A 17,624-nucleotide genomic window follows, 5' to 3' on the forward strand; every position below is an offset into this window, starting at 1 on the left:
CGCAGCGCGCGGAGCGGCCGGGGTCGACAGGGGGGCGGGGAAGCGCGGAGCGGCCGGGGTCGACAGGGGGGCGGGGAAGCGCGGAGCGGCCGGGGTCGACAGGGGGGCGCGCGGAAGCGCGGAGCGGCCGGGGTCGACAGGGGGGCGGGGAAGCGCGGAGCGGCCGGGGTCGACAGGGGGCGGAGCCCCCGGGGAAACTCAGTGCGGGGGCGTCGCCGCGATGCCCTCGCGCGCGATGCGGCTCATGCGCGACGCCCACTCGATCGCGAGCCGCACCGCGTCGAGCTCCACGTGATCGAGCACCATCGCGATGGTGGGGCGGCGCGGATCCTGGGCGCGCACCATCGCCGCGAACGCGCCGCTCGCGAGGAGCAGATCCTGGATCTCGCGATCCTCGATCCACCGCACGCACCCCGCGGGCACGCTGCCCTGCTCGACCTCGAACACCGTGCGGAACTCCTCGGTGCCGACCCGCTCGAGCTCGCCCGCGTCCTCCGGCGGCTCGCGCCACACGGTCGCCGGCGCGAGCCGATCGGCCGCGTCGAAGCTCACCTCGAGCAGCGCGCGCGCGCTCACCTCGTCGCCCTCGGGCTCCCCGCCCGCCGAGCGCAGCACCCACGTCGCGTCGTCCTGCTCGCCGTGCAGCGAGAGCCGCCCGTCCTCGCCGATCCGCAGCTCCGCGTCGAGCAGGAGCGCGAGGTCCTCCCAGCGCGTGCGCTCGTCGCGCAGCCGCCGATGCTGCTCGAAGCGCACCGCCCCGTAGGCCGCGACGAGCAGGCCCACGAGCGAGAGCGCGACGAGCAGCACGGTGATCATCGCGCCGGTCGTCCTCCGCCCGCGCCGTCCGCGATGCGCGCGCTGCGGATGTAGTCGAGGTCCGGGAACTCCGCGCGCAGGTACGTGTTGCCCTCGCGCTGGATGCGCGCCTGGGCGGGGCCACGTCCGCTCGGCGCGCCCTCGCCGTAGCCGCTGTGGAGGCGGTCGACGGTCGCCATGTCGAGCACGCGACCGAAGGGCGCGAAGCCCATCCCGTCGAGCCGCGAGTTGTCGACGAGGTTGATGAAGAACTGGGTGGTGCGCGAGCCCGGGCCGGCCATCGCGTAGCTCACCATGCCGCGCGTGTTGTGCTGCACGACCGGGTCGTCGGGGATGCTCGCGCGCTGCCACGCGGCGGCGACGGTGGGGTTCCCGTGGATGCCGCCCTGGGCCATGAAGCCGTCGATGACGCGGAAGAACGCGACGTCGCCGAAGAAGCCCGCGCGCACGAGGTTGTAGAAGCGGTCCGCGCCGTTCGGCGCCCAGTCGCGGTGGACCTCGATGCGGATCGGGCCCTCGGTGGTGTCGAGCTCGGCGACGAACACGTCGGGGGCGCGCTCGGTGAGCTGCGAGGGGTTCATGAGGCGGGGATCGATCGCGGCCTGCGGCTGCGCCTGGACCTCGACGACCGGCGGATCTCCCGCGGGTCGCGCCGGGCCTTCGATCTGGACCGGGCGCTCGCGCGCGGGCACCTGCTCGGCGCGCTGCTCGCGATCCTCGGCCGACGCGCGCGTCGGCCGGAAGCTCGGCTCGTCCTGCCCACCACAGCCCGCGAGCGCGAGAAGCGCCGCGATGCTCACGAGGCGCGTCAGCGTCGCGAGCCGTCCGAAGTTCGTTCCACGATTCACGGTGATCACCCGACCGAGATAGCAGAACGCGCGACGAGTCGCCTCGCGACCGCGGGGCGATGCACCGCGATGTAGGCGCGCCGATCGCGGGATCACCCCGCGGCGGCTCAGCCCGCGAGCGGGGCGCCGGTCTTCGCGCGCAGCTCGTCGATCGTGACCCCCGGGGCCGCCTCCACGAGGCGGAACCCCTCGCGGGTCACGTCGATCACCGCGAGCTCGCTGATGATGCGGTTCACGCAGCCCTTCGCGGTGAGCGGGTACGTGCACGACGCGACGAGCTTGGGCTCGCCCTCCTTCGTGACGTGCTGCGTCATCACGAGGATGCGGCGGGCGCCGCTCGCGAGATCCATCGCGCCGCCGATGCCCATCACCTTGCCGCCGGGGATCGCCCAGTTCGCGAGGTCGCCGTTCGACGCGACCTGCATCGCGCCGAGGATCGCGAGGTCGACGTGGCCGCCGCGGATCATCCCGAAGCTCAGCGCGCTGTCGAACGTCGAGCCGCCGGGCACCACCGTGACGGTCTGCTTGCCGGCGTTGATGATCTGCGAGTCCTCTTCGCCTTCGTAGGGGAACGGCCCCATGCCGAGCAGGCCGTTCTCGCTGTGGAACCAGACGCCGAGCTCGTCGGGGAGGTAGTCGGCGACGAGCGTCGGCAGGCCGATGCCGAGGTTCACGATGCTGCCCGGCTCGATCTCGCGCGCGGCGCGCTCGGCCATCTGCTCCTTCGTCCACGGCATCGCTCAGGCGCTCCTCTTGCGGACGGTGCGGTACTCGAAGGGATCCTCGTGCTCGCGCACCTCGAGCACGTGGTGCACGAAGATGCCGGGCAGGTGCACGTCGTCGGGATCGATCGCGCCGAGCGGCACGATCTCGTCGCACTCGACGATCGTCTGCTTCGCGGCGCTCGCCATGATCGGCGAGAAGTTGCGGGCGGTCCGCCAGAAGCGCGCGTTGCCGAACGCGTCGGCGCGGCGCGCGCGGATCAGCGCGAAGTCGGCGGGCAGCGCGCGCTCCATCACGTAGGTGCGCCCGTCGAAGTCGCGCGTGTCCTTGCCCTCGGCGACGACGGTGCCGACGCCGGTGGGCGTGTAGAACGCGGGGATGCCCGCGCCCGCGGCGCGCATGCGCTCGACGAACGTGCCCTGCGGCACGATCTCGACCTCGACGGTGCCCGCGGCCATCGCGCGGTGCAGCGCCTCGTTGGTCCCGATGTACGAGCCGATGAAGCGGCGCACGATGCCCGCTTCGAGCCACGCGTTGAGGCCCTTGCCGAGGTTGCCCGCGTTGTTGCTGATCAGCGTGAGGTCGCGGACGCCGCGCTTCACCACGCCGGCGATCAGCGCCTCGGCGTTGCCGCAGAGACCGAAGCCGCCGACCATGATCCGCGCGCCGTCGAACAGCGGCGCGAGCGCCTCGTCGACGCTGCTGCGCACCTTCGCGCGGTGCCTCCCCGGAGAGACCGTCGTCATCCGCGCCAACATATCGCGAGCGACGGCACGAACCAGCGTGCGCGCGGCGTTCGCTCACGCGCGAGGCGCGACCTCGACGGAGGTCTCGTGATCGGGCGCGAGCAGCGCGAGGAGGCGCGCGCCCTCATCGGTCACCGCGCGGCGCACGTCCTTCTGCACGCGGCCGAACGTCGCGACGTGCAGCACGGCGTGCTTGCGCTCGCGCTCGAGCCGCCACGTCGCGCCGACGAAGCCGTCGATCAGCACCGCGGCGGGCACGAGGCCGTTGGGCACGTCGTTGATCACCTTGCGGCGCTCGTCGGACACGATGCGCGCGCGCTCGGCGTGCGAGAGGAGCACGTTGTCGAACTGCGGGAGGAAGCGCACCGGCGCGGGCACGTCGGGAGCGGGACGGGGCGCGTCGTCGAGGTCGAAGAGCTCGCGACCGCGCTCGTCGTGGAAGACGCGCAGCGAGGGACGGAGACGCTCGAAGACGTCCTTGAGCGACGCGAGCCCGGACCACGTCTGCGCGTCGAGCGCGCTCGCAGGACCGAACGCGGCGAGGTAGCGCAGCACGAGCCGATCGAGCGAGAGCGCGTCGGGATCGAGCGCACGACCGAGCCACTGCTCGGCCGTGGTGTGCTTCGCCTGGCCCTTGCCGCCCCAGAGGCCGCGCGGCGGGACCTGCACCAGCGCGAGCTTGGTGCGCGCGACGGCGGCGAGCGATGCAGGGTCGCGTTCGGGCCATCGCTCGGCGAGCTCGGCGCCGAGCTCCGCGAAGGTGCGCGCGCGCTCTTCGACGAGGGCGCGCGCGTGCGCGGCGATCGCGTCGCGATCGAGCCCGGCGACACGCCGGCCGTACACGCCGTCGAACGCGCGCTCGAGCATCGGCTGCAAGAGCGGGCGCAGGGCGAGCGCGTCGCGCGCGGACACGAGGTGGATCGTCGAGCGCATCACCGCGATCCGCACGGCCTCGCGATCCGCGACGTGCGCGGAGAGCGAGTCGGTGCGGAAGGCACGCGATCGCGTCCACAGCGCGACGTAGGGATCGTTCGGCTGCTGCGCCTGGAGCCCGACGAGGTGCTCGACGAGCGCGAGCGGGGACAGGCTCGTGGGCTCGAGCAGGTGCTGCCTCGCGAGGAGCGCGCGGTTGAGCGCACGGGTGTCGAGGACCTCGGGCATGGCGGGACGATGCGCGATCACGATGACAGTTGTCTGACAGTTTTCGCCCGGGCGATGCTGTGGTCGATGGCACGACCTTCGCTGAGCGGCCCCGCCATGACTCGTCTCGTCCGGCTCCTGCCGCTCGTCCTCGTCGCCCTGCTCGCGCTGACCGGCTGTCATCGACGCGCCCGCGCCACCGCCACCGTCGCACAGCCCGCGACCAGCGGCGGTGTGGTCGCCACGTCGATCTCGCACCGGCACTACCGCAACCTCCTGCGCATCGCGAGCCGGGACACGCAGTGCCATCACCGCGAGCTGTCGGCCCAGGAGGTCTCGCCGGGGATCTTCTCGATCTCGGGGTGCGGTCAGCTGCGCGACTACGTGATGGTGTGCAGCGGTCGGCGCCACTGCCGCTGGGTCGGCATCCAGCCGGTCGAGGCGGTCGCGATCGCGGAGACGCAGTGCGCGACGGGTCAGGTCGTGGTGCAGCCGACGGGGCCGCTGTCGCGCACGGTGAGCGCGTGCGGGCAGACGCTCCAGTACGCGCTGGCGTGCGCGCCGGGCGCCTGCGCGTGGTCGCGCGGGGCGGTCGCGGGCGGCGTGGTGATGCAGACCGAGCCGGGGACCGCGGTGATCGTGGTGCCGGACGCGTACGCGTCGCCGTCGCAGCAGGTGCAGGTGCAGGAGGCGTCGACCGCGGGCGTGGTGGGCGACGAGTCCGCGGACGTGGTGCAGATCGATGCGGCGGGGACGCTGCAGTCGCTGCTCGCGACGCAGATCGCGGCGATTCGTCAGTGCACGGGCGGCGCGCCGGTGACGCTGGCGATCCGGTGGACGGCGCAGGGTCAGGTCGGGGTGGCGCTCGCGCCGCCGCACGCGGGGACGCAGGTCGAGGCGTGCGTGCAGGCGGCGGTGGGCAGCGTGGTCCTGCAGGGCGTGTCGGGGCCGGGGCAGGTCCAGGCCTCGTTCTGATCGCTGGCGAGCGCGGTGTGGATCGGCGCGGGCGCGAAGAGCGGCCGCGCCGATTCGCGTTTGAAGACCGGCGAGGGTCGCAGCGTCTGGAGCTTCACCGGGATCGCGGCGCGAGGATCGAGAACGCGAGTTCGTGACGGTCTGTCGCGATCCGTGCTCGCGCGTTCACGCGCGACGGGGTCACTCGCAGCTCGGGTCGTCGGGCACGAACGTGCGGCCGTCGAAGCGCAGGTCGGTGCGACACCGCGGCCGGCGGCGGCCGTTCGCGAGCAGGTCGGTGATGCGCATCCGGATCGCGGGCGGCGTGGTGCGTCGCAGGACCACCGAGCGCAGCGTGCCGCCCACGTCGCTGCGATCGGGGCCCGCCTCGGTCTCGACGCGCACCACCGCGTCGAACGCGACGACGACCTCGTCGCCGATCACGTGCAGGTACATCAAGCGGCGCGACACGAAGCGCGGGTCGTAGCTGCCGCGCACGTCGACGTGCTCGATGCGCGCGAGGTCGTGGCCGATGCCGGGCAGCGTCTCGGCGCGCATCACGACGACGCCGGGGCGATCGTCGTACGTGCCGTCCCAGCCGCGGTCGATCTCGACGTCGACGCGTCCGACGAGCGACCACGCGCCGCCGCGGCATCGCAGCACGAAGAGGCCGGTGCGAGGCGCGCCGAGCTCCTCGTCGAGCTCGGAGATCAGCGAGTCGATCGCGAGCACGGCCTCGGCGGGGCTCGCTCCGTCGAGCTCGATCGTCGCGACACGCGTCGTCGCGTGCTCGTCGTCGACGACGATCCCTTCGCGACGCGCGGCGGGCACCGCGGGCCACAGCGTCTCGAACGTGGGCGCGGCGCACGCCGGCTGCGCCGACGCGAGCGATGGGATCGTGGCGACGAGCACGGTCGCGAGCGAGAGCGCGCGCGTCATCATGCGCTCTCGACGATCGCGTCCTCGATCGCGCGCAGGCCGCGCAGCAGCTCGTCCTCCGTGATCACCAGCGGGGGCGCGACGATCAGGGTGCGGATGCGCGCGTTCGGGTGCGTGTACACGCGGCGCGCGTCGAGCGCCTTCGAGAGCCTCGTGAAGCGCGCGGCATCGCCCGCGATCTCGAGCCCGGCGAGCAGGCCCATCGCGCGCGTCTTCGTGATCGTCTCGCCGCGGCGATCCTGCATCGCGGCGATCTCCGCGCCCATGCGCGCGCCGAGCACGGCGGCGCGCTCGACGAGCTTCTCGTCCTCGTAGACGCGCACCGCCTCGAGCCCGGCCGCGACGCCGATCGGGTGCCCGTAGAACGTCAGGCCCGCGAGCAGCACGCGATCCTCGAACAGCTTCGCGATGCGCTCGTGGACGAGCACCGCGCCGAGCGGCGCATAGCCGCCCGTGAGGCCCTTGCTGATCGTGATCAGATCCGGCGTCGCGCCGAGGCGCTCGAAGCCGTACCAGCTGCCGAGCCGCCCGAAGCCGTCGAGCACGCAGTCGGCGACGAGCACGATGCCGTGGCGATCACACGCGCCGCGCACGCCCGACCAATACCCGGCGGGCGGGACGAGCGCGCCGTTCGCGCCCGGCACCGGCTCGAGGAAGATCGCGGCGATCGTCTCCGGCCCCTCGAGCTCGATGGTGCGCGCGATCGCGCTCGCATCGGCGCCACCTTCGATCACGCGCGCGCCGCCGGGCAGGCGCGACTCGTACTGATCGAGCACGTGCACCACGCCCGCGAGGCCCGGCTCGAGCGGCGGACGGCGGTGATCGCCCGAGAGCGTCAGCGCGCCCATCGTCGCGCCGTGGTAGCTGCGGTAGCGCGAGATCGCCTTGTGACGTCCGGTCGCGAGCCGCGCGATCTTGAGCGCGTTCTCCACGGCCTCGGCGCCGCCGAGCGTGAAGAACACCTTGGTGAAGCCGGGCGGCGCGTGCTCGAGCAGCTTGCGCGCGAGCGCGTCCTTCGCGGGATAGCCGCCGCTCGGCACCGTGAGCAGCAGCTCGTCGCACTGGCGCTTCATCGCGTCGATCACGCGACGGCAGCCGTGACCGAGGTTCGCCTGGTAGCTGAGGCTGCCCATGTCGAGCCAGCGCTCGACGCGCTCGCCCTCGCGCACGTCGAACGACGCGCCCTCGCCGCCGACGATCTCGACCGGCTTCGCGCCGCGCTGCGCGGACCACGTGAAGAAGAACGGATGCTCGCTCATACGCAGTTCGCGCGAGCGTAGCGCGCCGAGGCGCGGCGAGACGCGCGCTCACGCACGCTCGAGCGCGCGTCGATCCCACCCGGCGAGCGTCGCCGCCGCGGCGTACGTCGTCTCGCAGAAGCGCGTGAGCGTGCGCTCCGGCGATCGCGATCGACGCACTGCTTCGTAGGGCAGGACCCACTCGCGGAGCGCGTCGCTGTAGGACGCGTCGCGCGGCTCGACCGGCGCGTCGCGATAGCCCTGCGGCTCGGGGTACGCGTACGCGTAGAACGCGGCGTCGTCGTAGCCCGGACCACCGGGCCACATGCCGACGCTCGTGACCTCGTGCGAGTACGCCTCGACCGCGACGGAGCGCGCGAGGTTCGGCGCGCCCGGGTGCTCGGGCGCGGTGCGCCCGGAGAAGCGCGTGCTCGCGAGATCGAACGCGCCCCAGAAGAAATGAGTCGGGCTCACTTTTCCGACCCAGCGCGACTCGAACGCGTCGATGACGGCCTGCGACGAGACCAGCGCGCGCCAGAAGCGCGCGGCCGCGTCTCCGTCGTACGTGCAGTGCCGGTCGTCGAGCTCGAAGGGCGTGCGGTCCTCCACCTCGACCGGCGTGCTCCACACCGCGGCGTCGCACCCGAGCTCGCGGAGCGCGTGCATCACGCGATCGTAGAAGCGCGCGACGCTCTGCGACGCGAGCGGGAGCTCGCGGGTCTCGCCGAGCGTCGTCGCGATGCGCAGCCGGTGATCGACGAAGTCGAAGTCGATCTGCAGCCCGCCGCCGCGATACGGCACGAGGGACGTCGTGAGCCCGCGCGCGCTCGCGTAGAGCGGCACGTGCCACCAGTGGTTGCGCGGCGGCGCGAGGCCCATCCGGATCTTGCCGACCACCTGCGTGAAGCGATGCAGCGTCTCGCAGGTGGGTCGCCACGCCGCGAAGGGGATCGCGGGCCACGCGTGATCGCGCCAGCGATCGGCGGTGCGCTCGACGTCCTGGGTCTCCATGCGGGGCCATCTAGGGGCGACCCGTGCACGATCGACCGGACCCCTATTGACCAAGGGTCATCTCGCGTGGTCGAGTCCGTTCGTTGCGATCGCAACGTTTGCTCGCAGCAACGAGGTGCCTCGTGCCGACGCGCTTCTCTTCTTCCTTCTTTCGTTCCGCGCTCGTGGTGCTGCTCGTCTTCGCGACGTTCGCGTGCAGCGGTGGTGGCTGCTCGGGGTGCGCGGGGTGCGGCATCGCGCCGATTCCAGGTGGCTTCCCGATCGCGCAGCAGATCCCGAACGCCGCGCAGGTGCGCCTCTCGTCGAGCGCGATCGCGTTCATCGAGGAGAACGTCGGCGCGATCCTGCCGCGCGTGCTGCCCGACGGGCTCGACTTCCCGGTCGAGCGCGGGGATCAGGGCGCGGCGATCATCTGCAGCTCCGATCCGACCGCAGGCGACGGCATGACCGACTGCTTCGCGCACATCGAGGTCGACTCGCTCGACCTCGAGCCGGTCGAGGGGACGAACCAGCTGAACGCGCACGTGCGCGCGATCGCCGAGAGCCGCGACGAGACCGGCGTGGTCGCGGCGTGGCAGGTGCGCGTGCTCGCGTCGGAGTGCTTGCTGACGATCGACACGCGCGGTGGCGATCGACCGTACGTCGGCGTGCGCGCCGAGCTCGCGCTCGAGGAGATCGATCGCGAGGCGCGCGCCGGCGCGACGAAGCTCGCGGTGCGCTCGATCGGCGTCGTCGAGGACGAAGGTGTCGAGCCGAACGACTTCTCGATCACGCACCTCAACTGGTGGGACGGCGGGCCGATCGCGTGCGGCATCGCGAACACCGATCTCGTGCGCGGCGCGATCGCGGGCACGATCACCAACGCGGTGCAGGGGCTGTTGAACGGCGCGCTGTCGGAGCAGCTCTGCACGCGCCGCGGCGAGCTCGGGTGTCCGACCGGCACGCACGATCGCGGCGACACCGCCGCGGACGCGATCTGTTACTACGACCCCGCGCCGCCGAGCGAAGGGGCCGACGAGTGCGTGCCCACGCTGCTCGGCTTCGAAGGGCGCGGCGATCTCGGCGCGCAGCTGCTCGGTGGGTTCTCACCGGGCACCCACGGATCGCTGCAGTTCGCGCTCGCCGCGGGCGGCGACGGCGAGGCGGTCGACGAGGGCATGACGCTCTTCCTCTCGGGCGGGATGATGTCGTTCGATCGTGCGTTCGAGACGACGCCGGGACACGCGGTCTGCGTGCCCTCGCTCGAGCCGCCCGCGCTGCCCGAGGTCGCGCGCGTCGACGCGTTCCGCGGCAACGTCATCCCCGGCACCGACATCGAGACGCACGTCGGGATCGGCATCGCCGAGGACTTCCTCGATCACGCGGGCTACGGGATGTTCGACAGCGGCATGCTCTGCCTCGCCGCGGGCACGCGCCTGTCGCAGCTGCTGTCGACCGGGCTCGTGTCGGCGATCGCGGGATCGCTGCGCACGCTCGCGTATCCATCGGAGGGCGCGCCGCTGATGCTCGCGCTGCGCCCGCAGCAGCCGCCCGACTTCACGATCTCCGAGACCGCGCCGCAGCTCACGGTGACGCTCCCCGAGCTCCGCATCGACTTCTACGTGTGGAGCACCGAGCGTTACGTGCGCTTCATGACGTTCCAGAGCGACCTCGCGATCCACCTCGGCATCGCGGTCGAGGGCGGACAGATCGTGCTGCGCGTCGACAGCGTGGACGTCGCGGAGCCGGTCGTGACGAACAGCGAGCTGCTCATCGAGCCGCCCGAGATGGTCGCGACCGCGCTCGGTCGTCTCGTGCCGCGCGTCGCGGGCATGCTCGCAGGCGCGATCCCGCCGATCTCGCTGCCGGACATCATGGGCTTCGAGCTCGACGTGCCGCCCGAGGGCGTGCGCGGCGTGGATCAGGACGGCGAGCGCTTCCTCGGGATCTTCGCGAACCTGCGGCTCGCGGAGAGCGCCGTGCGCACCGCGATCGACACGACGATCGAGGTCGGCGATCTCGAGCTCGACCGCGAGAGCATGACGCTCGAGCGGTTCGCGACCGGCGAGGGCAACGCCGCGTGGCTGCACCTGGGCGCGGGGGGTGCCGCGCCGGGCACCGAGTACGAGTACAGCCATCGCGTCGACGGAACGACGTGGTCGGAGTGGTCGAGCACGTCGCGCGTGCGCATCGACGATCCGGTGCTGCTCCTCCAGGGTCGCCACGAGATCGAGGCACGGGCGCGCGTCGCGGGCGATGCACGCAGCGTCGATGCGACGCCCGCGCGGGCGACGCTGATCGTCGACGTCATCGCGCCGGACGTGCAGCTCTCGCGCTTGCCCGACGGCACGGCGTACGTCGCGAGCGCGAGCGACATCGTGACCGGCGCGCGCGCGCTGCGATATCGCTTCCGCGTGCGCGGGGGAGAATGGACCGATTGGTCCAACGACGCGCGCTACGAGCCCGACGCGCTGGTGCTCGACGGGCGCGACGTCGACGTCGAGGTCGTCGACGAAGCGGGCAACGTCGGGGTCGCGACGCTCCCGCTGATCCGCGGGATCCCGAATCCGACCGGCGGTGGGTGTGCGTGCCGCACGGCCGCGGATCGCTCGAGCGCGGGCACCTCGGCGATGCTGGTCGCGCTCGGGATCGTGCTCGTGATCGGGCGCCGGCGGCGTCGTTGAGGCTCAGATCAGAGGCGCAGCTCGATCCCGAGCTGCGCCGCCAGCACGGCGTCGCGGAGCGCGAGGACGGCGCCGCTCGGAGAGCGCGCCTCGAGCCCGAGCGCGACGAGGCGCGCCTCGATGCCGAGCACGATCGCGATCGCGCGATCGAGATCGAGCGCGCCGCGCAGAGCGACGTCGAACGTGACGATCGCGCCGTCGCTGCGGCGGGCGACGACGTCGGAGCTCGACGTCTCGCCCTCGAGCTGCGCCCATCCGAGCCCGAGCGCGAGCGAACCACCGAGCCGCAGCGGTGCGAGCGACGCCTCGAGCCCGGCGCCGATCGCGCCGTGGATCCACGTGCCGCGCACCTCGCCGAGCGGATCGCTGCGGGTCGTGAAGAGCGCCTCCAGGCCAGCGACGAGGTGCAGCGGAGGCGCGATGCGCGCGACCACGCCGGCGCGCGGCCCGCCCCAGACGCTCGGCGACGCGGGAGCGAGCGCGGCGACGCCGGCGAGCACGAGCCCGACCGATGCATCGGGTGCGACCTCTGCGATCACGGGATCGCTCGCGACGGGAGCGCCGAGCTCGTCGCGCGCGCGCGACGCGGTGGCGGCGGGCACGTCGGCGTGCGGCGGTTCCACGCTCGCCCGCGGCTCCGCGAGGACCGACGCGAGCGCCATGGCGATCGCGCGCGCGCGCATCGGCGGCGGGACGTCGGCGAGCTCGATGCGCCGCGTGCTCGCTCCGTCGCCGTCGAGCACGTGCGCCACGACCACGACGGCGTCCTCGCACGGCGCCGCGACGTCGAGCTCGATGCGCGCGCTCGCGCCGCGCAGCTCGACGTCGACCGCGTCGCGCAGCCCGACCTCGTCCCACCACGGCGGCGTGCACGCGGGCATCACCAGCTCGGCGTGCTGCGCGCGGACGCACGGCGCGATCGCGAGCACCGCGCACGCGAGCGCGAGCGCGACCGACCTCACCGCGGTCCGCGCTCGGCGAGCGCACGGAGCGCGTCGGCGTGAGGCGGAGACGGATGGCGCGCCAGGCACTCGCGCGCAGCGCTCGCTGCGCCCTCGACGTCGCCCGCGCGCGCCCGTGCGAGCGCCAGGCCCGCGCGCACCTCGGCGTCGAACACGCGCGGCACCCCGAGCTCGATCGCGCGCTCGTACGCGCGCGCACCGCGGGCGGGACGCTCCAACGAGAGCTCGATTCGCGCGAGCGTGATCGCGGCGAGCGGAGCCTCGGCCGCGTCGGGATGCGCGCCGATCAGCCGCTCGAGCGGAGGCACCGCGTCCTCGGGGTGGCCCGACAGGCGCGCGACGTCGGCGAGCAACATCAGGTCATCGGGCGCAGCGCGCGACGCGGTCGCGGCGACACCACCCTCGGCGGCGAGCGCGTCGTACGCATCGCGATGCGCGCCGCGCTCGGCCATCGCACGCCACGCGCGGCTCGGAGCACGCGCGATCGGCGCGCGCACACGAGGCGGCGCGGCGACGATCTCGGGCTCCGTGGCGATCGGCGGAGGCGTGGGCTCGATCGGACGCGCGAGCGCCACCTCGATCGACGCTCCTGCATCGAGCACGCGCGCGCCGTCCGGCACCACGTCGCCCTCGACGCGCACGCGTCCGCGCTCGACGTCGACGCGGATCCGCGCGTCGCTGCGATCGATCACGAACGCGGTCCCGACGACGCGCACCTGCACCGGCCCGCAGTCGATCGTCCACGCGCGGGGCCCGCCGGGCGTGACCTCGAAGCGCGCTCGACCGCGCTCGAGCGCGAGACCGAGCTGCGCACCGTCGTTCGCGCGCGGCACGACGCGCGCACCCGGCGCGAGCTCGATGCGCGATCGATCCGAGAGCACGAGCGCGCGCGGCGACGCGATCGCCTCCGTCGCGATCGGCAGCGCGCCGTCGTCGAGCCGCAGCGGGCCCGGCGCGTCGGGCCGTTCCTCCGCGACCGGCGTCGCAGCGCGCGGCACCACGACCAGCGCGAGCACCGCGGCCGCCGCGACCGCGATCCCCGCCGCGACGATCGGCGCGCGCCGCGGGCGTCCCTCACGTGCCGCGACCCGCGCGCGCGTTCCTTCCCACGCTGCGCGCACCCGCGGCTCGTCATCCGCGCGCTCCAGCACGTCACCGATGCGCTCGGGCAGGCTCACGGCTCGCCCTCTCGCAGCCGTGCGCGCACCAGCGTCTCCGCGGCCGCGATCCGTCGCTTCGCCGTCGCGAGCGAGCATCCGACGATCGCCGCCACGTCCTCGAGCTTCTCGCCCTCGACGTGACGCAGCATCCACGCGATCCGATCGTCGGGGTGCAGCCGCGCGAGCGCACGATCGACGCGCGCGAGCTCGGCGCGCGTGTCCGGCGAGAGCCCCGGCGACGCGAGCAGCTCGAGCGTCGCGTCGTCGATCCCGCGGTCGAGCCCGAGCGTGCGCAGCAGCGCGAGCTTGCGCACCCGACGGCGCACGCGCCGCACCGCGATGCCGAGCAGCCACGCGCGGAGCGCGCTCGGATCGCGAAGCTCGCCGAGCGCGAGGAGCGCGTCGGCGAACGTGTCCTGCACCACGTCGTCGGCCTCGTGACGACGACGCAGCAAGCGCTCGGCGAGCGACGTCACGTCCGCGACGTAGCGCCGGAAGATCGCCTCCTGCGCCCACCGATCGCCGCCCAGCGCGCGCACGACGAGCTCCGCGTCGGACACCGGCTGCGATCCCTCGACGCGCGCGACCGTGCCCGACGCGCGCTCGGGGCGTGCGCCGGTCGAGGAGCGTCGGCGTCGAATCGGCAGCGCTGGCACGGCGAAAAACGGAGCCTCGACGTGAGGCGCACGAGCGGGCGAGAACGGCTCATCTTCGCGCGACGCGCGATCTCGTGAGCCGTTCGGGCGCGGCCAGGTGCCCCAGGCTCATGACGATGATGCGACGAACCACCGCCGCGTGGGTGCTCGTTCTCGCGCTGAGCGCGTGCGCGCGCAGCACCGAGCGGCCCGGGCCCGGCCACGAGCTCGAAGGGCGCGACGACGCGGCCACCACGTGCGACGACGCGGGGCCCGGCGACCCGACGCCCGGCGACGATCCGCTCGATCCACAGCAGGCGACCTGCCTCGGCCTCGCCGAGCCGGTCTGCGCGTCGTGCCACCTGCGCGAAGGCACGTTCTATCTGCGGCCGTCGGGTCCACCGCCGCCTCCGACGCACGTCGTCCCGCTCACGCCTCCGCCGCCAGGCTGCGTCGAGATCCCCGACCCGCCGCCTCCGCCGCCGCTCGACCCCGCGTCCGAGATCGTGCTCACGGACGAGCAGGCCGCGTGCCTCGGCATCGACCGACCGCCGTGCACGGCGTGTCACCGACGCCACGACGTGCTGGTGCTGCGCCCGATCGGCGTGCCCCCGCCGCCGCCCGACACCGGGCTCGTTCCCGTCGACGCGTGCCTCTGACCGTCTCGTGCGATGCTGGTGCGCGTGCTCGCTCGATCACGCTGGGTCGCGCTCGTGCTCGCGGTGATGGCGCTCGGCTGTGCGCGCTCGTTCGACGCGCTCGCGCAGCGCGACGCCGGGCCCGACGCGCAGCGCACCGAGGACGAGCCCGACGCGGGTCTGCTCGGCGAGCTCGAGCTCACCGAAGATCAGGCCGCGTGCATCGGCGTCGATCGCGCGCCGTGCATCGCCTGCCACGTGCGCGAGGACCGCGTGTTCCTGCGCCCGCTGGGCGTTCCGCCGCCGCCTCCCGGGTCCACGCCGCTGCGCGAGCCGTCGGAGTGCGGCGTCGCGCTGCCGTGATCACGCGCCGTCGCCGAGCTCGGCGCGCAGCACCTGCTCGAGCAGCGCCCACGTGCGCGACACGCGCGGCCCACGGCGAACGTCGCGATGCGCCGCGAGCCACACCTCCATCGCGGGCAGTGACGCGCGCGGGAGCACACGTCGCAGCGCGGGATCGCCGTCGTGCACGACGCACGCGCCTGCGACGATGCCCCACCCCGCGCGCGCGGCTTCGCGCATGAGCGCGAGGCTGTCGACGACGAGCCCAGGTCGCGCATCGCCCGCGTGCGCGTCCACCCATCGATCGAACGCCGGACGCAGCGTGCCGCCCCACCGCACGAGCTCGTGCTTCGCGAGATCGCTCGCACGCCGAGGTACGCCGCGGCGCGCGAGGTACGACGGCGACGCATAGAGCCCGAAGCGCAGCGTGCCGACGCGCCGCGCGATGAGGTCGGGCTGCTGCGGGCGGACGAGGCGAACGGCGAGGTCGGCGACACGCCGCGAGAGATCGACCGTCTCGTTGGCCACGACGAACGAGAGACGCGGCTCGGTGGTCCCCGCGAGCTCGCGCACGAGGAACGTCCCGAGGCCCTCGGTGACCGACACCCGCACCGGTGCGGCGTCGTCGGTGCTCTGCGCGAGCAGGCGCCGCTGCGCGACGACGAGCGCGTCCTCCATGCGGCGCACGTCGGCGACGAGCGCCTCGCCGTCGGCGGTCAGGACGATCTCGCGCGCCCGCCGTACGACGAGACGCACCCCGAGCGCGCTCTCGAGCGCCGCGATGCGGCGTCCCACCGTGGGCTGGCTGATCCCGAGCGTGCGCGCTGCGGAGGAGAAGCTCCCGGCACGCGCGACCTCGAGGAACACCCGGCACGACTCCCAGTCCATCGCGCGAGCGTGAGCCATTCATCCGTGAATGTCAGCGATTCATCGGTGAATGGGGCCCCGAGGCGCGCCGAGGACAATGCTCGACGCATGACCCACCCGAGCCGAGACCGCAGCTATCGTTATCCCCTGCCGCTGCCGAGCCCCGCGCCACTGCTCGAGCGCAGCGGGCTCGACGCCATGCGCGCGATGGCGAACGGCGAGCTCCCGCCGCCGTCGATCGCCGCGACGCTCGACTACACGCTCACGCACGTCGCCGAGGGCGAGGCGACGTTCGAAGGGGACGTACCGGACTACGTCTTCAATCCGCTCGGCAGCGTGCACGGCGGCTACGTGTCGACGTTGCTCGACAGCGCGCTCGGGTGCGCGGTGCACACGACGCTCCGCGCGGGGCTCGCGTACACCTCGGCGACCCTCGAGGTGAAGTTCCTCCGCGCGCTGCGCCCCGACGTCGGTCGCGTGCGCGCGGAGGGTCGGGTCGTGCATCCCGGCACGCGCGTCGCGGTCGCCGAAGCCCGCCTCGTCGGCGTCCGCGACGGCAAGCTCTACGCGACCGCGACGTCGACGTGCTTCGTCTTCGACCCGCTCGATCGCCGCTGATCACTCCGCGACGTCGTCGGCGGGGAGCGGCAGCGGCACGGGCTCGCTCTCGGGCACCGTCGCGTTCGACTCGATCGCGATCACGATCGGCGTGAGCGCGGCGAGCGCGATCGTCCCGACCCCGATCGTGAGGAACGCGCTGCCGTCGAGCATGCGCCCGGACCCGAGCGCGACGGCGGCGGCGACCGCGCCGAGGTTGCCGCCCGCGCCCACCCAGCCGCTGACCGCGCCCATCGTCTTCGGGTGCAGCAGCGGCACGGCGGCGTACGTCGCGCCCGCGCCCATCGCGACGAAGAGGCCGATCGACACGAACACCACGACCGCGCTCTCCACTCCGTCGAGGGTCGAGAGGAGCACCAGCGCGGCGCCCTCGACCACGAGCACGATCGCGAGCAGCCCGAGCCGGCCGCGGACGCCGCCGCGCGAGCCCGCGCGATCACCGAGCCATCCGCCGAGCGCGCGCGCGAAGATGTTCACTCCCCCGAAGCACCCCGCGACCGCGCCCGCCGCCGCCAGGCCGAGCGCGAAGCGATCACGGAAGTACAGCGTCGCCGCGTTCTCGAGCGCGATCTCCACGCCGAAGCACGCGCCGTACTGCAGCGCGAGGAGCCACACGCGCGGATCGCGCGCCACGCTCAGGAGCGCCTTCGGCGGAGGCCGCACGTACTTGCCCTCGCGCGCGAGCGCGAGCTGATCGCCCTCGGGCAGATCCTGCGTGAACGCGAAGTAGACGAACGACCACGCGAGCAGCGCGACGCCCGGGATCACCGTCGCGTAGCGCCAGCCCCACGCCTCGTCCGCGCCGAGCGCGATCACCATGCCGAGCAGCGCGGGCATCGCGAGGTGCGCGACACCGCCGCCGAGGTTGCCCCAGCCCGCGGCCGTGGCGCTCGCGGTGCCCACGCAATTGGGCGCGAACATGCGCGCCGTGTGCACGCTCGTGACGACGAACGAGGCGCCGGCGAGCCCGTTGAGCAGCCGCAGCGCGAGCAGGATCTCGTAGCGATCGACGAGCGGCATGCACAGCAGCGGCACCGCCGCGACGACGAGCAGCACGGTGTACGTGCGGCGCGGCCCGACGCGATCGCAGATCCACCCGACCACCGGACGCGCGACGATCGTCGTGGCGAGCGACGCCACGAGCAGCGCGTCCATCTGCGCCTGCGTCAGCGCGAGCGCCTCGCGCGCGAGCGGCAGGAGCGGCGCAGTCGCGAACCACGCGAAGAAGCAGAGGAAGAACGCGATCCACGTGATGTGGAACGCGCGCATCGGTGGAGACGAGAGGTCGCGCAGGCGGAGCGCGGTCGCGGGTCCGGTCGACATG

18 protein-coding genes are annotated in these 17,624 nt (G+C 73.6%); 5 read left to right on the forward strand and 13 right to left on the reverse strand.

Annotated features, from left to right (window positions below):
• Nucleotides 1-198: 198 nt before the first annotated feature.
• The 5 genes from DB32_RS31960 to DB32_RS31980 all read right to left on the reverse strand — a co-directional run bounded on the left by DB32_RS31960 (nucleotide 199) and on the right by DB32_RS31980 (nucleotide 4,294).
• Entirely contained in the window at nucleotides 199-816 is a 618-nt protein-coding gene (locus tag DB32_RS31960) for a hypothetical protein (protein WP_053236436.1), read from the reverse strand.
• Nucleotides 813-1,664 carry a peptidylprolyl isomerase gene (locus tag DB32_RS31965; RefSeq protein ID WP_205627095.1) on the reverse strand — a complete coding sequence of 284 codons (852 nt, stop codon included), beginning with the start codon at nucleotides 1,662-1,664 and terminating at the stop codon, nucleotides 813-815. Before DB32_RS31965 ends, DB32_RS31960 begins: the two co-directional genes overlap by 4 nt.
• 107 nt (nucleotides 1,665-1,771) lie before the next feature.
• Complete coding sequence (locus tag DB32_RS31970) at nucleotides 1,772-2,401, reverse strand: CoA transferase subunit B (RefSeq protein ID WP_053236437.1); 630 nt, start codon at nucleotides 2,399-2,401, stop codon at nucleotides 1,772-1,774.
• A gap of 3 nt (nucleotides 2,402-2,404) precedes the next feature.
• Nucleotides 2,405-3,133: a CoA transferase subunit A gene (locus tag DB32_RS31975; RefSeq protein WP_053236438.1), complete on the reverse strand. Its 729-nt coding sequence runs from the start codon at nucleotides 3,131-3,133 to the stop codon at nucleotides 2,405-2,407.
• 54 nt (nucleotides 3,134-3,187) lie between these two features.
• Nucleotides 3,188-4,294 carry a winged helix DNA-binding domain-containing protein gene (locus DB32_RS31980; RefSeq protein WP_053236439.1) on the reverse strand — a complete coding sequence of 369 codons (1,107 nt, stop codon included), beginning with the start codon at nucleotides 4,292-4,294 and terminating at the stop codon, nucleotides 3,188-3,190.
• Between the two features lie 96 nt (nucleotides 4,295-4,390).
• On the opposite strand from DB32_RS31980, the gene DB32_RS31985 reads away from it, so the two are divergent.
• Nucleotides 4,391-5,248, forward strand: a complete 858-nt coding sequence (locus DB32_RS31985; protein WP_053236440.1) for a hypothetical protein — start codon at nucleotides 4,391-4,393, stop codon at nucleotides 5,246-5,248.
• 180 nt (nucleotides 5,249-5,428) lie between these two features.
• Here DB32_RS31985 and DB32_RS31990 read toward each other — a convergent pair whose 3' ends face one another.
• From DB32_RS31990 to DB32_RS32000, 3 genes are read right to left on the reverse strand one after another with little or no spacing between them, the layout of a single operon-like run.
• The gene (locus DB32_RS31990) at nucleotides 5,429-6,169 is read right to left on the reverse strand and encodes a hypothetical protein (RefSeq protein ID WP_157069625.1); all 741 of its coding nucleotides are present in this window, start codon (nucleotides 6,167-6,169) and stop codon (nucleotides 5,429-5,431) included.
• The gene (locus DB32_RS31995; RefSeq protein ID WP_053236442.1) at nucleotides 6,166-7,425 is read right to left on the reverse strand and encodes an aminotransferase class III-fold pyridoxal phosphate-dependent enzyme; all 1,260 of its coding nucleotides are present in this window, start codon (nucleotides 7,423-7,425) and stop codon (nucleotides 6,166-6,168) included. Before DB32_RS31995 ends, DB32_RS31990 begins: the two co-directional genes overlap by 4 nt.
• 48 nt (nucleotides 7,426-7,473) lie before the next feature.
• Complete coding sequence (locus tag DB32_RS32000) at nucleotides 7,474-8,415, reverse strand: DUF5996 family protein (protein WP_053236443.1); 942 nt, start codon at nucleotides 8,413-8,415, stop codon at nucleotides 7,474-7,476.
• Between the two features lie 122 nt (nucleotides 8,416-8,537).
• Between DB32_RS32000 and DB32_RS32005 the strand changes: the two genes are divergently transcribed.
• Complete coding sequence (locus DB32_RS32005; RefSeq protein ID WP_157069626.1) at nucleotides 8,538-11,078, forward strand: MYXO-CTERM sorting domain-containing protein; 2,541 nt, start codon at nucleotides 8,538-8,540, stop codon at nucleotides 11,076-11,078.
• An 8-nt stretch (nucleotides 11,079-11,086) separates the two neighbouring features.
• Here DB32_RS32005 and DB32_RS32010 read toward each other — a convergent pair whose 3' ends face one another.
• The 3 genes from DB32_RS32010 to DB32_RS32020 are packed head-to-tail and all read right to left on the reverse strand — an operon-like array spanning nucleotide 11,087 to nucleotide 13,760.
• Nucleotides 11,087-12,040 carry a serine/threonine-protein kinase gene (locus DB32_RS32010; RefSeq protein WP_053236445.1) on the reverse strand — a complete coding sequence of 318 codons (954 nt, stop codon included), beginning with the start codon at nucleotides 12,038-12,040 and terminating at the stop codon, nucleotides 11,087-11,089.
• On the reverse strand, nucleotides 12,037-13,218 hold the full coding sequence (locus tag DB32_RS32015; RefSeq protein WP_169791623.1) for a FecR family protein: 1,182 nt from the start codon (nucleotides 13,216-13,218) through the stop codon (nucleotides 12,037-12,039). The genes DB32_RS32010 and DB32_RS32015 overlap by 4 nt, the downstream gene beginning before the upstream one ends.
• Nucleotides 13,215-13,760, reverse strand: a complete 546-nt coding sequence (locus DB32_RS32020) for an RNA polymerase sigma factor (RefSeq protein ID WP_169791624.1) — start codon at nucleotides 13,758-13,760, stop codon at nucleotides 13,215-13,217. Before DB32_RS32020 ends, DB32_RS32015 begins: the two co-directional genes overlap by 4 nt.
• 212 nt (nucleotides 13,761-13,972) lie before the next feature.
• On the opposite strand from DB32_RS32020, the gene DB32_RS32025 reads away from it, so the two are divergent.
• Nucleotides 13,973-14,494 (forward strand): hypothetical protein, encoded by a 522-nt coding sequence (locus DB32_RS32025; RefSeq protein ID WP_157069627.1) that lies wholly within the window; start codon nucleotides 13,973-13,975, stop codon nucleotides 14,492-14,494.
• Between the two features lie 24 nt (nucleotides 14,495-14,518).
• Nucleotides 14,519-14,836, forward strand: a complete 318-nt coding sequence (locus DB32_RS32030; protein WP_157069628.1) for a hypothetical protein — start codon at nucleotides 14,519-14,521, stop codon at nucleotides 14,834-14,836.
• Here the strand turns inward: DB32_RS32030 and DB32_RS32035 are convergent, their stop codons facing one another.
• Nucleotides 14,837-15,721: a LysR family transcriptional regulator gene (locus DB32_RS32035; protein ID WP_083458044.1), complete on the reverse strand. Its 885-nt coding sequence runs from the start codon at nucleotides 15,719-15,721 to the stop codon at nucleotides 14,837-14,839. It abuts the gene before it with no gap.
• Between the two features lie 69 nt (nucleotides 15,722-15,790).
• Here DB32_RS32035 and DB32_RS32040 point away from each other — a divergent pair, with 69 nt between their 5' ends.
• Nucleotides 15,791-16,300, forward strand: a complete 510-nt coding sequence (locus DB32_RS32040) for a PaaI family thioesterase (protein WP_053236451.1) — start codon at nucleotides 15,791-15,793, stop codon at nucleotides 16,298-16,300.
• Here DB32_RS32040 and DB32_RS32045 read toward each other — a convergent pair whose 3' ends face one another.
• Entirely contained in the window at nucleotides 16,301-17,623 is a 1,323-nt protein-coding gene (locus DB32_RS32045) for an MFS transporter (protein ID WP_075098076.1), read from the reverse strand. It abuts the gene before it with no gap.
• Nucleotide 17,624: the final 1 nt, after the last annotated feature.

This window comes from Sandaracinus amylolyticus (assembly GCF_000737325.1).
GTDB lineage: Bacteria > Myxococcota_A > Polyangia > Polyangiales > Sandaracinaceae > Sandaracinus > Sandaracinus amylolyticus.

What these genes read in the sequence shown, in the direction of transcription:
- DB32_RS32000 (WP_053236443.1), bottom strand. Translation starts at nt 8,415, where the DNA reads ATGGAGACCCAGGACGTCGAGCGCACCGCCGATCGCTGGCGCGATCAC.
- DB32_RS31980 (WP_053236439.1), bottom strand. Translation starts at nt 4,294, where the DNA reads ATGCCCGAGGTCCTCGACACCCGTGCGCTCAACCGCGCGCTCCTCGCG.
- DB32_RS32025 (WP_157069627.1), top strand. Translation starts at nt 13,973, where the DNA reads ATGATGCGACGAACCACCGCCGCGTGGGTGCTCGTTCTCGCGCTGAGC.
- DB32_RS31995 (WP_053236442.1), bottom strand. Translation starts at nt 7,425, where the DNA reads ATGAGCGAGCATCCGTTCTTCTTCACGTGGTCCGCGCAGCGCGGCGCG.
- DB32_RS31970 (WP_053236437.1), bottom strand. Translation starts at nt 2,401, where the DNA reads ATGCCGTGGACGAAGGAGCAGATGGCCGAGCGCGCCGCGCGCGAGATC.
- DB32_RS31985 (WP_053236440.1), top strand. Translation starts at nt 4,391, where the DNA reads ATGACTCGTCTCGTCCGGCTCCTGCCGCTCGTCCTCGTCGCCCTGCTC.
- DB32_RS32035 (WP_083458044.1), bottom strand. Translation starts at nt 15,721, where the DNA reads ATGGCTCACGCTCGCGCGATGGACTGGGAGTCGTGCCGGGTGTTCCTC.
- DB32_RS31990 (WP_157069625.1), bottom strand. Translation starts at nt 6,169, where the DNA reads ATGATGACGCGCGCGCTCTCGCTCGCGACCGTGCTCGTCGCCACGATC.
- DB32_RS32045 (WP_075098076.1), bottom strand. Translation starts at nt 17,623, where the DNA reads ATGTCGACCGGACCCGCGACCGCGCTCCGCCTGCGCGACCTCTCGTCT.
- DB32_RS31975 (WP_053236438.1), bottom strand. Translation starts at nt 3,133, where the DNA reads ATGACGACGGTCTCTCCGGGGAGGCACCGCGCGAAGGTGCGCAGCAGC.
- DB32_RS31960 (WP_053236436.1), bottom strand. Translation starts at nt 816, where the DNA reads ATGATCACCGTGCTGCTCGTCGCGCTCTCGCTCGTGGGCCTGCTCGTC.
- DB32_RS32040 (WP_053236451.1), top strand. Translation starts at nt 15,791, where the DNA reads ATGACCCACCCGAGCCGAGACCGCAGCTATCGTTATCCCCTGCCGCTG.